12 protein-coding genes and 1 pseudogene are annotated in these 15,144 nt (G+C 70.9%); 7 read left to right on the top strand and 6 right to left on the bottom strand.

Going from position 1 to position 15,144, the window contains the following annotated elements:
- The first annotated feature begins 60 nt into the window (after positions 1–60).
- From AS857_RS14645 to AS857_RS14635, 3 genes are all read left to right on the top strand, one after another.
- Entirely contained in the window at positions 61–258 is a 198-nt protein-coding gene (locus AS857_RS14645) for a hypothetical protein (protein WP_058043533.1), read from the top strand.
- A 209-nt stretch (positions 259–467) separates the two neighbouring features.
- Positions 468–1,826 carry a hypothetical protein gene (locus tag AS857_RS14640; RefSeq protein ID WP_058043532.1) on the top strand — a complete coding sequence of 453 codons (1,359 nt, stop codon included), beginning with the start codon at positions 468–470 and terminating at the stop codon, positions 1,824–1,826.
- A 9-nt stretch (positions 1,827–1,835) separates the two neighbouring features.
- Positions 1,836–2,252, top strand: coding sequence for an SHOCT domain-containing protein (locus AS857_RS14635; protein ID WP_058043531.1), 417 nt, complete (start codon positions 1,836–1,838; stop codon positions 2,250–2,252).
- Between the two features lie 43 nt (positions 2,253–2,295).
- On the opposite strand, the gene AS857_RS14630 is transcribed toward AS857_RS14635, so the two are convergent.
- From AS857_RS14630 to AS857_RS14620, 3 genes are all read right to left on the bottom strand, one after another.
- A complete protein-coding gene (locus AS857_RS14630) occupies positions 2,296–3,000 on the bottom strand; it encodes a DUF4232 domain-containing protein (protein ID WP_245699832.1) in 705 nt (234 codons plus the stop codon).
- A gap of 426 nt (positions 3,001–3,426) precedes the next feature.
- Entirely contained in the window at positions 3,427–5,811 is a 2,385-nt protein-coding gene (locus tag AS857_RS14625; protein WP_216823972.1) for an alkaline phosphatase D family protein, read from the bottom strand.
- Positions 5,721–6,668, bottom strand: coding sequence for a GNAT family N-acetyltransferase (locus tag AS857_RS14620; protein ID WP_058043528.1), 948 nt, complete (start codon positions 6,666–6,668; stop codon positions 5,721–5,723). The genes AS857_RS14625 and AS857_RS14620 overlap by 91 nt, the downstream gene beginning before the upstream one ends.
- 74 nt (positions 6,669–6,742) lie before the next feature.
- Here AS857_RS14620 and AS857_RS14615 point away from each other — a divergent pair, with 74 nt between their 5' ends.
- From AS857_RS14615 to AS857_RS14605, 3 genes are all read left to right on the top strand, one after another.
- Positions 6,743–7,369 (top strand): TetR/AcrR family transcriptional regulator, encoded by a 627-nt coding sequence (locus tag AS857_RS14615; RefSeq protein WP_058043527.1) that lies wholly within the window; start codon positions 6,743–6,745, stop codon positions 7,367–7,369.
- Positions 7,370–7,594: 225 nt separating this feature from the next.
- Entirely contained in the window at positions 7,595–8,425 is an 831-nt protein-coding gene (gene nadE, locus AS857_RS14610; RefSeq protein WP_058043526.1) for an ammonia-dependent NAD(+) synthetase, read from the top strand.
- 292 nt (positions 8,426–8,717) lie between these two features.
- Positions 8,718–11,387 carry an AMP-binding protein gene (locus AS857_RS14605; protein WP_063804252.1) on the top strand — a complete coding sequence of 890 codons (2,670 nt, stop codon included), beginning with the start codon at positions 8,718–8,720 and terminating at the stop codon, positions 11,385–11,387.
- 86 nt (positions 11,388–11,473) lie between these two features.
- On the opposite strand, the gene AS857_RS14600 is transcribed toward AS857_RS14605, so the two are convergent.
- The 3 genes and pseudogenes from AS857_RS14600 to AS857_RS14590 form a co-directional block, all read right to left on the bottom strand.
- On the bottom strand, positions 11,474–11,725 hold the full coding sequence (locus AS857_RS14600) for a hypothetical protein (protein ID WP_058043525.1): 252 nt from the start codon (positions 11,723–11,725) through the stop codon (positions 11,474–11,476).
- Between the two features lie 111 nt (positions 11,726–11,836).
- Complete coding sequence (locus AS857_RS14595; RefSeq protein WP_058043524.1) at positions 11,837–12,346, bottom strand: metallophosphoesterase family protein; 510 nt, start codon at positions 12,344–12,346, stop codon at positions 11,837–11,839.
- A 90-nt stretch (positions 12,347–12,436) separates the two neighbouring features.
- Positions 12,437–14,553, bottom strand: a pseudogene (locus AS857_RS14590) (catalase).
- A gap of 354 nt (positions 14,554–14,907) precedes the next feature.
- Between AS857_RS14590 and AS857_RS38880 the strand changes: the two are divergent.
- Positions 14,908–15,138: a hypothetical protein gene (locus tag AS857_RS38880; protein ID WP_107105583.1), complete on the top strand. Its 231-nt coding sequence runs from the start codon at positions 14,908–14,910 to the stop codon at positions 15,136–15,138.
- Positions 15,139–15,144 lie beyond the last annotated feature (6 nt).

Raw genomic sequence — 15,144 nt, 5'->3', positions numbered from 1 at the left:
TGTCATCAGTGGCGTGCTGCACGCACCACGGTGCGCCCCGACGGCGGAAGCGGTTCGACCATGCGTTACGAGTTCCGTGTGACGGGCAGCGTTCCCCGTCTCATGGCCGAGGCCTTCCCGGAGCTGGCAGCAGAGCCGGTCCCGCGGCAGACGCTGTTCTTCGGCACGGTCACGGACGAGGCCCACCTGTACGGGCTCCTCGCGCGCTTCCAGGCCCTCGGCCTGAAGGTGGAGGAGATGCGCCGCCTGCCCGAATGACGGACGGCGCCCGGCTCATCCGCTACGGGTGATGCGGTCCACCGCGCCCAGCGGTCAGTCTGCCCGTGTAGATCAGCGTAGATCAGCCTTTCGAGCAACCCGGCACGGGCAACCGGCAGGGGCGACCGGCAGGCGCCGATGGGACCGACGGGGGTCCATCGGCACGCATCCGTTCAGGCCGCCGCACGCCCAGCAGGAGGGAGCAGGCCATGGATCCGCCTCGCGCTCTCGGCCCGCAGGGCTCCGGCCCTCCGTACCACGACGGCCCGCTGACCCCCAGCGAACGCCGCGACTACGCGCGCCTTCGAAAGCGCGAGAACCTGCACCACCGCCGACTCCGCTACGCCGCGGCGTCCGTCCTGCTGGTGCTCGCCTTCGTGCTCTCGCCGCTCGCGGTCGTGGCGGCTTGGGCCAACAGCCAGGTTTCGGACACCGATCGTTACGTCCAGACCGTCGCGCCCCTCGCCAAGGACCCGTCCGTGCAGAACGCCGTCACGGACCGGCTGACCGCCCGCGTGGTCGAAAACGTCGACGTCAAAGGCATCACCGACGCCCTGAGCAACGCGCTGGCCAAGACCGACGCTCCCCCGGCGATCGTGGACAAGTCGCACCTCCTCGCCGGCCCCATCAAGAACGCTCTCACCACGGCCGTCCACACCGTGGTCGACAAGGTCGTCACGAGCGACCAGTTCGCGCAGCTGTGGGACGGCGCGAACCGGCGGGCCCACGCAGCCGTCGTCAAGACGCTCACCGGCGAGGGGAGCAGCGCCGTGGAGGCCAAGGGCGACACCGTCGTCCTCGACCTGGGAACCGTCGTCGACAAGGTGCAGGAGAAGCTGGTCGACGAGGGCTACGAGAAGGCCGCGAACATCCCCGACGTCGACAAGACGATCCCCCTGTTCCGGACCGACAAGCTCGACGACGCCCAGGACACCATGCGTCTGCTCAACGTCGTCGGGACCTGGCTGCCCGTCACCGTGATCGCCCTGGCGGCGCTCGCCGTGTGGGCGGCACCCGCGCACAGGGTGACGCTCATGGTCGCCGCCATCGGCATCGGCGTGATGATGGTGCTGCTCCTCCTGGGGCTCGTCATCGCACGGCGCGTCTATCTGGACTCCGTCCCGACCACCACCCTGCCCCCGGACGCGGCCGCCTCGATCTACGACACCTTCGTCCGCTTCCTGCGCAACAGCACGCGCACGGTTCTCATCACGGCAGTCATCGCGGCAGTGGCCGGCTATCTCTACGGTCCCGGACGCGGCGCCCGGTTCATCCGCTCGGCGGCCTCCCGGGGCACCGGCGCCACCGGACGGGCCATGGCCCACTCCGGTCTGCGCACCGGTGCCACGGGCCACTGGCTGGAGACGCACCGGCGCTGGACCACGGGCATCGTCATCGCGGCAGCGGTCGTGGCCCTCGTCCTCTGGAACTACCCCACGGCGGCATGCGTCGCCCTCGTGCTCGGCATCGCCGTCGTCGTCCTGGCCGTCCTCGCGGTACTCGGCGCCGCCTCCACCGTGGAGGGCACGGAAGAAAACAGACCGATAGGACCCGATAGGACCCGATAGGACCCGATCATGAACGAGTACGTATATCTGGCCTACGACTACCCACTCCTGGGCGCGTTCTGGACCGTCCTCTGGATAGTCCTGTGGGTCTCGTGGTTCATCCTGCTGTTCCGTGTGATCGCCGACATCTTCCGCGACGACACCCTCAGCGGCTGGGCCAAGACCGGCTGGCTCTTCCTCACCATCCTGCTGCCCTTCCTGGGCGTCTTCGTCTACGTCCTCGCCCGCGGCCGGAGCATGGGCACCCGCGAACGGCGTCACCTCCAGGCGCAACAGGAGGCGGTCGACCATTACATCCGTGAGACGGCCGGTGGTACGGGCCGCAGAAGCGAAGCCGACGAGCTCATGAAGCTCTCGGAGATCCGCGCCAGAGGAGACATCTCCGACGAGGAATTCCGCCGCGCGAAGGAGAAGATCCTGCACTGAAGCGCCGGGTTCCCCGGGCAGCACCGGGACGGGGAATCCCCCTTCACGGCCTCGGAGCGGACGGCCTGTCAGGCGCCTGCGCACCGGACGTGCCACCACCGCCCGGTGCGCGCGTCTCGTCCTTCTTCCAAGGGCCGACGCCGAGCTGTCCCGTCATGCCCAGGTCGAGCTCGGGCGTCACCATCACCGCAGGAGCACCGGGCTGCGGCCGCACCCTCGCGTAGGGGACGTTCACGGCGTCGCCGCCCCCGGTGGTGTTGCGCCAGACCAGACCGGAGTGCGCCCGCTCGCCGGGTTGCAGGACCAGCTGCCGAGGCTCCCCGTCGGCTCCGGTTCCGGTCGCGATGGCACTGCCGCCACGGAGGATCTTCACGCCGTCCACGGGCCGGTGGTCCCCGTCGAGGAGCTGGAGCTGCGGGTAGCCGTTGAGCCGGTAGGGCCGAGTGCCGCAGTTCTCCAGCAGGATCCCCACGACGCGCAGCCCCATGGCGGCGTCTCCTTCATCCGAGTACAGGTGCACTCCCGATGACGGGCAGGCGCCCCCTCGGGACGGGGCTTCGGCGGCGGGGACGCTCCTCACCTTCGTAATCCGCACACCCGCTATGTTCCGGGCGCCCGGACCGCGCTCGCTCATGGTGACCGTGCCCTTCACGGTCTTCCCCGGCCCGACCGAGAGCACCGACTCCTTCGCCGTCTCCAGCGCCTCACCGAAATCCGACGTGAACGTGAAGGTGATCGTGTACGTCAAGGGTTCGCTCTTGTGATTGGTGACCTCGAACCCGGCACAGGGAAGCGGACCCTGGCTCACATCGGTGATCCTCACGCCGCCCTTGCCCGACTCGCCGACAGCACCGCCCGGTACGGCCGATGAGCCGGGCGCGGAGGCCGCGCCGGACGCCCGGTCCCCGCACGAGGATTCACCGGAAGAGCCCGGAGAACGGGAGCCGCCCCCTTGCGCCCGCGCCGGGCCGGCATCCCCCGACCCCGCCGTCTGAGAACCGCACGCCGTGAGCAGCAGGACACCCGTGAGGGCGAGGGGAAAAACGCGAAAGACACGAAGCATGTGCCGATTCGACCAGGCCTGGAGCACGCCCCGCCGTGGCGCACACCACAATCCCCTGTCACAGTCACGCCACAGACGAACGATCAGCCGCCACCTGCGCAGCCTGGAGGGCTACAGCGGGTGGCGCCGCGTGTCCCGGATGAGACGCCCGATGGGCGCTTGCGGCCACGGGGACACGGGAGGGCCGGGATTCTCCAGATCGAAGGCCAGTTCCTTGAGGAGATAGTCGTCCTGCCCGCGGATCACCACGGTGAGCCAATAGCGGCGTCTCTGCGGGTCGACCCGGTTGATCAGCAGGCTGCCGTAGTTCCGTTCGCCGAGCGGTGCGACCGCCCACTCGGCCCTGTACTCTCCGTCCGACGAGAATGCCAGGTGGAACCTGTTTCCCCCCGCGATACGGAACAGCTCGTTCATGCTGGTGGGCTCATGAGATACGGGCGATGACACGAACTGCCAGATCTCAGGGATCGCCCGGTGGCGCGGCGAACTCGAAGTGATCCGGTGGATGCCGCCGGAATGGATGTCGCCGCCCAGCACGATGACGACTCGTGGGCGGGCGCCTTGGTTGCCGGTGTCGTTCGCCAGGTCGAACAGGACGTCCAGGACCGCCGTCAGGTCGGGCCGGTTGTCCTTGTCGTTCCACTGGTCGGCGAGATCCGGCTCGATCACCTCACCGTCACGGATTCGTATGGGTCCGAGGGCGTCCTCCTCCACAAGGATCTGGCCGAGGATGCCCACGGGCGACAGGCTCAGGAACCAGCCGAGTGCCGAGACGGCGGGCCGCAGCAGCCGGCCACCCGGCGCGTACTCCTGAACGAGTCTGGCAACAAGTTCCGTGCCGCCCTTGCCCCACGGATCCTTGATCATCGCGGCGACCCGCTCGGTGTTGCCCACTGCCAACGGCACAGGCGCGACCAGCACGACGACATCGGCCGTCTGCGCATCCCCCCGGAACGCCCAGTCACGCAGACGGTCGAGCTGACCGGTGCCGAGCACCGGTGTGCCCGCTGCCGGGCGTCCCCTCTGAGTGCGGTCGTCGAGGACGTAGAAGGCGACCGGCCCCCGCCGGAACGCATAGTCGACCGCGTCCGTGCTCGCCCAGTTCTCCTTGTCCAGGCCACGTGGCCCGTGAGCCTGCTGGCAGGCGGCGTAGGCGCGCAGCCCTGCGAAGACACGCCTCTGGTCGTCCGCGGAGCCGATGGTGTCCGCCGCGAAGGTGATTCCCCAGTCGTCCGCCACGTCGTGGTCGTCGAGCATCATGTAGGTCGGATGGTGCCGCAGCGCATCACGGACGGGCCGATAGCGCCAGTACCGCTGGTACTGGGCCGCGTACCGGTCGAACCATATGTCGCTGCTGTTCGGTGCCGGTTTGGCGACGCGGTCCCCGTAGATCTGGTCCCCCATGAGAAGCAGCAGGTCGTGCCGCGGAGACGACTCCTCCAGTTCCTGCCAGCGATCCAGGGAGTCTGCCGTCCCCGTGGGTTGATGACATGAGGCGAAGGCGACGCTCAGCACCGTCGGTGCGACGGCTGCCGTACGGAACGACCCGCCGGCCATGCGCAGGAAGGTGCCTTCGGGCGAGACCCGTGCGAGCACGTACTCGTAGTCGGTCTCCGGTTCGAGCCCTGTCACCTCGACGGTCGCCGTGTCCGCCCAGAGGGGATCGAACCGCATGTCCTCGGAGAAGACTGCGGGACCCGTCTCCCGCCCCCGGCGCGGGTAGACCTCACACAGTGCGCGGAAGTCGTCGGGCAGGGGCTCGACATGTGAGCGGAACCACAGCTTTGCCGTGGTCTCGGTCGTGTGCCCGACGATGGTCTCGGCCAGATCGAAGACGACCTGCGCCGCGACGACGTCTTGTTCTCCCGCCCTGTCCGGCAGTGACGTGGAGTCGATCCGCCCTCCCAGGGCGCTGCGGACACCGAACTCGGCGAAGACCGAGACCGCGGAAACCCCCGGCCGCTGCAGGCGCATACGGCGAAACGCCTCGAAGAGTGGCGCCCCGGGAGCATACGGCCACTCGAAGACGGCTCTGCCGAACCCGTCCGTGACACCCGGTTCGGGTTCCAGGGCCTCACTGTCCCGCTCTTCCTCGAATACACGGCCCCCCGGCCCTCGTGCGGCCAGGAATACGGGCGGGGTGGGAAGGTCGTCCTGAAAGTCGTCCGATACGTCGATGTCCGGGACCAGTCGCCGCCAGGTGGCGACGACGGTCAGCACCACTTCGAGATCGAGATTCGGAAGGGGAACGTCGTCCAGATAGTCCCGTGCCTGCAAGCTCAGTATCGTCATCGCACACGCCCCAACGCGCAGCGGAGCCCCGAGACCTGATTTCACTGTCGACCGGGCCGGCAGGCTTGTCAAAACTTCCCGGTGCCGGGCCGCAGCCGTCGAGAATGCACGTCCTACACGTCGTCCCAGGCCATCGAGCTCATCCTCCAGCCGGCAGGCGTCCGGACGAACTGGGTGGTCTTGCGGCCGGCGCCCTCGAACCACTCGCCGTCGAGGAAGCCGGACTTGCGGTATTCGCTGAAGCGGTGCGCGATCGACCCGAAGATTTCGGTCCGCTCGGCGACCTCCCATTCGGAGAATTCCGTCAGCGTCCCGTCGGTGAGCATCTTCTGCCGGGGTTCGACGAACGCGTCGAGGTCGTGGACCACGGGCTCTCCCCCGATGTTCTTGATGATCGTGCCCTGTGGGATGAACAGCTCGCGGACGACGCCGACATTCGGACTGGTGCCACCTGTGTTGGTGAACGCGCCGAGGAAGGCGCGCATCAGCCGGTCGAGCTCGGCCTTGACGCCGGACGCGGGGGCGCCCCACTCGTCGGCGAGGACAGACCAGACCTCGCTGTCGTGCCGCGTGCCCCGGTACGGATAGCGCTGCCGCAGCACACCGTCGCGGGTCATGCCGAGCCGCCGCGCGGCCTCGATGCTGCGGGTGTTGCCCGCCGCGACCCACCATTCGACGCGGCTCATCCCGCGTTCCTCGAAGGCCCAGTCGATCAGCGTCCGGCACGCCCGGGTCACCAGCCCGCGGCCGGCCCCGTCCGCCTCCAGCCAGCAGCCGATCTCGCACACCCCGGAGGCGGCGTCGAACTTCGTGAACATGACGCCGCCGACCAGTGTGCCGTCCAGCCAGATCCCGTAGATCCGGGCGGTGTCCCCGGCCTGCCCGTCGGCGTACCGCTGGAGGACGGCGGTGGCGGAGGCGAGGTCGGTGCTGAGGGTCGCCCAGGGTATCCACGGGTCCACATGGGGCCGGGCGCGGTCGATGTGGGCGAGGAACTCCTGCGCGTGCCGGGGCTCGAGGGGGCGGAGCTGCGCGTTGTCGCCGAGCGGCAGTGCGAACACGGACACCTTCCAGGGCAGGGTGCGGAGGTGGGGGCAGAGGTACGTAACAAGCGTTCGGTATGTAAGGTAGCAGCATGCCTCCCGCACCCGGAGACCGTGAAGCCCGCCGCGAGGACGTGTCCCAGGCGGTGTGGCACGTGCTCGCCGACAAGGGGTTCGGCGGACTGACGCTGCGCGCCGTCGCCACCGCCATGGGCGTCTCGACCGGCATGCTCATGCACTACTTCCCGACCAAGCGGGCCTTGATCGCGCACGCCCTGGACCTGCTGGAGAAGCGCACCGCGGAGCGCCCCCGGCGCGAACGCCCCACCGAGGGCCTTGCCGCGCTGAGGGCCGTGCTGCTGGACATCCTGCCGCTGACGCCGGACGACACCGCCCGCAACCGCATCTGGGTCAGCTCCTGGGACCTGGCCCTCGCCGACGACGCTCTCGGCACGGACCAGGCCGACCGCTACGCGCGGCTGCGCTCAGCGATCCGGCCGCACCTCGAAGCCGCGCGCCGCCTCGGCGAGCTCCCCGCCGCGGCCGACCCGGAGCAACTCGCCGCCACCGCCGTCGCGTTCACCCACGGACTCGTCGTCCAGGCCCTCTTCGACCCCGGCCGGTTCCCCGAGGACGTGCAGACCGCCATGCTCGACGATTTCCTGGCCTCGATCGCGCTGCCCCGGGCCGACGCCGGCATCGGCGGTTCCGCTTCCTGACCGTCAGGACAGACCGCACCGGACCCCGGAGCGTCGCCCGACCGAGCACCGCCGCGGGATGTTCGAGCTGCTGCCCCGGAAGGGTGGCACCCTGCCGGCCGGCTCCCGGTGCACGCCCCCGGCACGCCCGCTCGCGCTCACCGCAGGAACCGCATCCACCTGCTCGAACACGGCCCGGCTAGGGTGGGCGCGACAGTACATCGTGAAGCGCACCGAGGAGCAGACGTGAGCGAGCCGGCGTCCATCGCCCTGCAGCAGGAGATCGCCCGGGAACTGGAGGTCTCCGAGACCTTCGAGGCCGAGCGGGAGATCGAGCGCCGGGTGGCCTTCCTCGCCGAGCGGCTGACCTCGACCGGTCTGCGCTCCCTGGTGCTCGGCATCAGCGGCGGCGTCGACTCCACCACCGCCGGCCGGCTGTGCCAGCTCGCCGTCGAGCGGGCCCGGGCCGCCGGGCACGAGGCGCGGTTCTACGCGATGCGGCTGCCCTACGGAATCCAGGCCGACGAGCACGACGCCCAGCTCGCGCTCTCGTTCATCCGGGCCGACCACCTGCTGACCGTGGACATCAAGCCCGCGAGCGACGCCGCACTCGAGGCCTCGGTGGCCGCCGGTGTCGGCTTCCGCGACGCCCACCACCAGGACTTCGTGCACGGCAACATCAAGGCCCGGCAGCGCATGATCGCCCAGTACGCGGTGGCCGGCGCCCACGACGGCCTGGTCGTCGGTACCGACCACGCCGCCGAGGCGGTCTCCGGCTTCTTCACCAAGTTCGGCGACGGCGCCGCCGACCTGGTGCCGCTGACGGGCCTGACCAAGCGCCGGGTGCGCGCCGTCGCGGACGCGCTGGGCGCACCCGCCGAGCTGGTGTGGAAGACCCCGACGGCCGACCTGGAGACCCTCGACCCGGGCAAGGCCGACGAGGACGCGCTCGGTGTCACCTACGACGACATCGACGACTTCCTGGAGGGCAAGCCGGTGGACGAGCGGGCCTTCGACACGATCGTCCGCCGCTACCGCCTCACCGACCACAAGCGTCAGCTGCCCATCGCTCCCTGATGTCCTGGATGTCCTGAGCCGGAGGCCCTCCGGCCATAGGCGCGGCAGAGGAGGCCGAAAATGCCTCATGAGGAACCTCGACAGCCAATGTTCGAGGTAAAGCCCGCCAAAAGGCCGGAGAGCCTCATCGGATGATCTAGAAAGTCACCCGGAACGCCGACCCGTAACGGCTTTGGATCATTGTTGCAGGTCAGAGCCATGCTCCTCGGCGGAGGCAAGGAAGTTCACCTTCCGGAAAAGACCCTCTCCGCCGGTCTTCCAGGTAAAGCAACCCTTATCTACGATACTCAGGGTGACGCTCTCTTTCGGCCAGCCAAACGGAGTCGAATCGGTCCCCTTCGCCCGCGCTCTCGCAACTCATGGTGATCACACGGCCCTCATCACCCCCACCGGTGAGGTCTCGTACCGCGAGCTCGCCGAGCACGTGACGGCCGTCGCCAGGCGCCTCGGCCCGCGGCGGCGTCTCGTGCTGCTCGCCGGCGCCAACACGGCCGACGCCCTCGTCGTCCACCTCGCAGCCCTGGCCGCCGGCCACCCCGTCCTCCTGGCACCGGACAGCGGCTCCGCGGTGGAATCGCTCGTCGCCGCGTACGACCCCGACGTGGTCGCGCTGCCCGCCGGCGACGGTACGTGGCACATCGACGAGCGGCGCGCCGGCTCGGCGCACGAGCTCCACCCCGACCTCGCGCTGCTGCTGAGCACCTCCGGATCGACGGGCTCCCCGAAACTCGTGCGCCTCTCCCACGACAACCTCCAGGCGAACGCGGAATCGATCAGCTCGTGCCTGGACATCCGCGGGGACGACCGGGCCGCCACGACGCTGCCCATGCACTACTGCTACGGCCTCTCGGTCGTCCACAGCCACCTCCTGCGCGGAGCGGGGCTGATCCTCACCGACCTCTCCGTCTCCGACCCCCGCTTCTGGGACCTCTTCCGCTCCGCGCGCGGCACGTCCTTCGCCGGGGTCCCGCACACCTTCGACCTACTCGACAGGGTCGGATTCGCCGCCATGCACCTGCCCCACCTGCGCTACGTCACCCAGGCGGGCGGCAGGCTGGCGCCCGAGCGCGTGGCCAGCTACGCGGACCTGGGCCGGCGGGCCGGTTGGGACCTGTTCGTGATGTACGGACAGACCGAGGCCACCGCCCGCATGGCCTACCTGCCGCCCGAACTCGTCTTCGCGCACCCGCGGTCGATCGGCGTCCCCGTCCCCGGCGGCTCCTTCCGCATCGAGCCCCTGCCCGGCGACCCGGCCGGCCCGGGCGCCGGCGAGCTGGTCTACCGCGGGCCGAACGTCATGCTGGGCTACGCCCGGACCCCGGCGGACCTGCGCCTGGGACGCACCGTCGACGAGCTGCGCACCGGGGACATCGCGCGGCGCACGGACAGCGGGCTGTACGAGGTGATCGGCCGGAGCAGCCGGTTCCTGAAGATCCTCGGCCTGCGCATCGATCCGCAGGCCGTCGAGTCGTCCCTGAAGCGGTGCGGCATCACCGCGTGCTGCACCGGCGACGACGAGCGGCTGATCGTGGCCGTCACCGGCGCCCCTCCCCGCGACCTCGCACACCTGCGGCGGCTGGCGGCGGGAGTGAGCGGATTGCCCGTCCACACCGTGCACGTACGCCACTTCGCCGAACTGCCGCGGCTCGCCACGGGCAAGCCCGACTACCGGGCCGTACGACAGCAGGCGCGGGCCCCCGAAGCCGAGGAGTCGTCAGCGACGGCGAACGAGGCGACGGCCATGACCGTGACCACGGCACTCTGCCGTGTCTACGCGGAGGTCCTCGGCCGGACCGACGTCACCGAGGACAGCACCTTCGTCGGCCTCGGCGGCGACTCCCTCTCCTACGTGGAGATGTCCCTGAGGATCGAGCGGACGCTGGGCCGCCTCCCCGCCGGCTGGCACACCCGGCCGATCCGCGACCTCCGGCCGACGACTCCCCTGCCCCGGCCCGGGTGCCGCCCGGCCGTGCGCCGCATCCGCACGCTGGAGACCGGAGTCGCCCTCCGTGCCGTCGCCATCGTCCTCATCGTCGGCTCCCACATACCCCTGTTCATCGTCCAGGGCGGGGCGCACGTGCTGCTGGGCATCGCCGGCTTCAACTTCGCCCGCTTCCACCTCACTTCCGCGCCGCGTCGCGAGCGCGTCCGGCACGCGTGGCACAGCATCGCGCGCATCGCCCTGCCGAGCGTCGCCTGGATCAGCTTCGTGGTCTTCCTCGGCCGGGGCTACGACCCCGAGAACGCCGTTCTGCTCAACAGTGTCATCGGCTCGCACGAAGGCCGGCAGGAGTGGCACTACTGGTTCGTCGAGGCCCTCGTCTACTTCCTGGTCGCCCTGGCCGTCTGCCTGGCCGTCCCGGCGCTGGACCGCACCGAGCGCCGGTTCCCGTTCGCCTTTCCCGCCGCCCTGATAGCGCTCGGGCTGGTCACCCGCTACAACCTGCCCGGGTTCGACCTGCGCGTCCCGCACATGACGCCGGTCGTCGTCTTCTGGCTCTTCGCCCTGGGCTGGGCCGCGGCCAAGGCGAGCACCGTACGGCACCGCCTGCTGGTGACCACGACGGTCCTGGCGTCCGTGCCGGGCCTCTTCCACTTCCCCGGCCAGGCCCAGCGGGAGGCCGTGGTCATCTGCGGCCTGCTCCTGCTGGTGTGGTTCCCGGTCCTGCCGAGCACCAGGACCCTCAACCGGGCGGCCGGCCTGCTGGCCGGCAGCTCGCTCTCCATCTACCTGACGCACTGGCAGGTCTACCCGTACCTCGAGGACCACTCGCCGATGCTGGCGCTGTGCGCCTCGCTCGTCATCGGCATCGCGTACGCCGCGGTGGCGACGCGTCTGATGCGCAGGCTGCCGTTCGCCCGCCGGGCGGCCGCGAAGGAGCCCCCGACGGGACCGGACGCCCCGGCCGCCCCGAGCACGAGCAGGACCCGGGGCGACCTCGGAGGGGCGCTGGCCGGGTAGACGGCGGCGCCGGTGCGCCCGGCTCCGTTCATCGGAACGGGGAGAACCGGTACGTCATACGCGGCCGGCCCCGCTGCGCCTTCCGGTCACGGCTGGGTCCTCTTGCCGTGCCCCTCGTCGCGCGTCCGCTCCTTCTCCCTGTCCTTCTCCCCTCGCTCGCCGCGCGCCCGCACCCCTTCCAGGGCCTCGTCGTCTGCAGTGCCGCCCCCGGTCCGGTAGCCCTCACGGGCGCTCGCCGTACCCGGCACGGAGCGCTCGCGCGCCTGGCTCTCCCGACCGGAATGAGCTCCCGGTCCGCTCTGGTCGCGGGGTGTCTTCCTGGGCTGCTGCCGGGCCATGTCGGCCACCTCCGTGGTCGTGGGCGTTCACCCGCCGCGCGGATGCGGCGGGCGCGCCCCGGGTACCCGGAACCCGGCAGGGCATGCGGTGGCGGCGGACCGTGGTCGGTCCTACCCGGCCTCTGCCGCCTCGATACGGTGCAGGGTCACCTCCGTGAGCCTCCCGTCGGCGGCACTGGCAGTCATGTACGTGCGGTAGGGCTGACGGCGCCGGTCGGTCGGTGAGCCGGGGTTCAGCAGGCGCAGGCCACCGGGGGCGGTGTTGTCCCAGGGGATGTGGCTGTGGCCGAAGACCAGGACATCGGTGGAGGGGAAGCGTTCGGCGCAGCGGTTCTCGCGGCCGCGGGCCGGGCCGGTCTCGTGGACGACCGTGAAGCGCAGCCCGCCGAGCTCGGCGTGCGCGGTCTCGGGCAGGCGGGCGCGCAGCTCGGGGCCGTCATTGTTGCCGTGGACGGCGATGAGGCGGCGGGCGCGGGCGGTGAACAGCTCCAGGGTGGCGGTGTCGGTCCAGTCGCCGGCGTGGAGGACGGCATCGGCGTCGGCGATCGCGTCCAGGAGGGGCGGCGGCAGTTTACGGGCCCGGGTGGGCAGGTGGGTGTCGGAGGTCAGCAGCAGCCGCATGGACCGCACTGTAACCCTCCGGGAGGCGGCCGGCCCCCCGGGCCCGCGCCGCACATCAGGTGAACGACCGCGCCCAGGTGCAGGCGCGCCTCAGTTGAGCAGTCCCGGACGGTGGGGGAAGCGGTGCTGCTCGATGGCCTCGGCGAAGGCGTCGGCCAGGGCCTCCGCCGGGGCGGTGCCGTCGCCGGTGAACACCCCGTAGTCCGGGGCCGACTCGCCCAGGACGACGTCCTCGGGCAGCCGCGCGGCCGTGAGCAGCCGGGTGCCTCCGCCGAGGACGGCCAGCGGCTTGCCGTGCCGGTACGCCTCCTCGACGAACCGCACGGCCGCGGGGTCGGCGGTCAGGACGGAGACCGCCCGGGCGCCGTCGGGGACGAGGACCGCGTCGTAGAGGACGGAGCCCATGGTCGGCAGGGCCCGGTCCACGTCGAGGGGTTCGCCGCCGGCGCCCTGGACGGTGCCGTCCTTGGCGGCCAGGACCTCGACGATCGCGCCCCGGTCGGTGAGCCGGTCCCGGACCGCCGTGACCTGCCCGGCGTCCGTGCCGTCGGCGGCCAGGACGGCGACCTTGCGCGTACGGATGCCCGTGCCGGTCAGGTTCTCCTGGCTCAGGGCGGGTGACGCGGCAGCGGTGCCGCCGCCGACCGGCGCCGGGGCGGGCAGGCCGAGGCCCTCGGCGACCCCGGCCGCCAGGTCCTGGCCGACGTGGGCGAGGTTGCCGGTCATCCGCTCGCGCACCTCGACCGCCCCGACCTTGCCCAGCTCGAAGCGGAACGCCTCGACGATGTGCCGCCGCTCCCAGTCGGCCATGCTGTTCCAGAACAGCGCGGCCTGGCTGTAGTGGTCCTTGAAGCTCTCGCTGCGCACCCGGATCTTGTCCCCGTCCACGCGCTCCGCGTAGTGCCGGAAGACCCCGGCGCCGCCGCCCGCGCCCGCGTGCGCGGGACAGCCGCCACCGAGCGAGTTCGGGAAGTAGCTGGTGCCCGGGTGGATGACCTGCTGGCCGAAGCCGTCGCGGTGGTTGTGGTGGACGTCCGCGATCGGCCGGTTGACGGGAAGCTGGCTGAAGTTCGGGCCGCCGAGGCGGATCAGCTGGGTGTCGAGGTAGGAGAAGTTGCGCCCCTGGAGCAGCGGGTCGTTGGTGAAGTCGATGCCCGGGACGACGTTCGCCGTGTGGAAGGCGACCTGCTCGGTCTCGGCGAAGAAGTTCTGCGGGTTGCGGTCGAGGACGAGACGGCCGACGGGCCGTACGGGCACCTGCTCCTCGGGGATGATCTTCGTGGCGTCGAGCAGGTCGAAGGCGAAGGCGAACTCGTCCTCCTCCGGTACGAGCTGGACGCCGAGCTCCCACTCCGGGTACTCGCCCGCCTCGATGGCGTCCCACAGGTCGCGGCGGTGGAAGTCGGGGTCGCGGCCGGCCGCGATCTGCGCCTCGTCCCACACGAGGGAGTGGACGCCGAGCCCGGGCTTCCAGTGGAACTTCACGAACGTGCCGCGCCCGTCGGCGGTGACGAAGCGGAAGGTGTGCACGCCGAAGCCCTGCATCATCCGGAAGCTGCGCGGGATGGCGCGGTCCGACATCAGCCACATCAGCATGTGGGTGGACTCGGGCTGGAGGGAGCAGAAGTCCCAGAAGGTGTCGTGCGCGGAGGCGCCGGTGGGCATCTCGTTCTGCGGCTCCATCTTCACCGCGTGCACGAAGTCGGGGAACTTGATGGCGTCCTGGATGAAGAACACCGGCATGTTGTTGCCGACGAGGTCGTAATTGCCCTCGCGCGTGTAGAACTTGGCGGCGAAGCCGCGGACGTCGCGGACGGTGTCGGCGGATCCGCGCGGCCCCTGCACGGTGGAGAAGCGGACGAACACCGGAGTGCGGCGGCCCGCCTCGGCCAGGAAGTCGGCGCAGGTGTACTCGCTGAGCGACTCGTACGATTCGAAGTAGCCGTAGGCGCCCGCGCCCCGGGCGTGCACGACCCGTTCGGGGATGCGCTCGTGATCGAAGTGCGTGAGCTTCTCGCGGTTGTGGAAGTCCTCCAGCAGGGTGGGGCCCCGGTGCCCGGCGCGCAGCGCGTTGTCGGTGTCGTCGACGCGCCCCCCTGGTCGGTGGTGAGCGCGTCGTGCCGGGGCGCGGCGCGGAACCGGTCCAGCTGCTGGTCCTTGGCGTCCGGGTCCGAGGAGCCTCGGCCTGACGCGGAGTGAGCGGGCACGCGCGTACGTCCTTCCTCGTCGTGCGGTTCTCTCGGGGCCGGCGTCGGCGGCGGCGCTCGCCCCCTCAGGCTGGCCCGCCTGCCCGGGGGCGGCAAGCCGAGACGGGCGGGACGGTTGCGCCGGGAATGCTCCAGGTTGCCCAGCCGGTGTCGCTGCCACCGGGCGGGATCGCGGCGTACTCGACGGCCTGCCAGGCCGTGGGCAGGACGTCGGGGGGCGGCGCCTTTGCTTCCCCAGGGCGGGGCGGGTAAACAGCCGGGGGAAACGACCCGGGCGAGCCGGGCAGCGGTGTTTGTATCCGGCACGTACGGCAAGGCGATGGGGAACACACCGCCACTGCGGAAGGGGCCCTCGTGGTCGCCGTCGCTCTGCTCCTGCCTCCTTTCCTGTTGTGCGTGGTGCTCGCGCTGGGCCGCTACGAGGAACGATTGCTGAGCAGTCCCGCGTCCGAACACCCCGTACAGCAGCCTCGGCGCCCCCTGCGGGCCGTGCCCGACCTCCCGTCCCCGGAACCTGCCCCGCCGGTGGACCGGGCGTCGCCTGCCGGCCCACCTGCCGAGGACAGCGGCAGGCGGGCCGCCTGAACACCG

The organism is Streptomyces roseifaciens, from assembly GCF_001445655.1.
Lineage (GTDB): Bacteria > Actinomycetota > Actinomycetes > Streptomycetales > Streptomycetaceae > Streptomyces > Streptomyces aureoversilis.
Note: the sequence above shows the minus strand (reverse complement) of the source record. Positions and strands in the feature narration are given on the sequence as shown.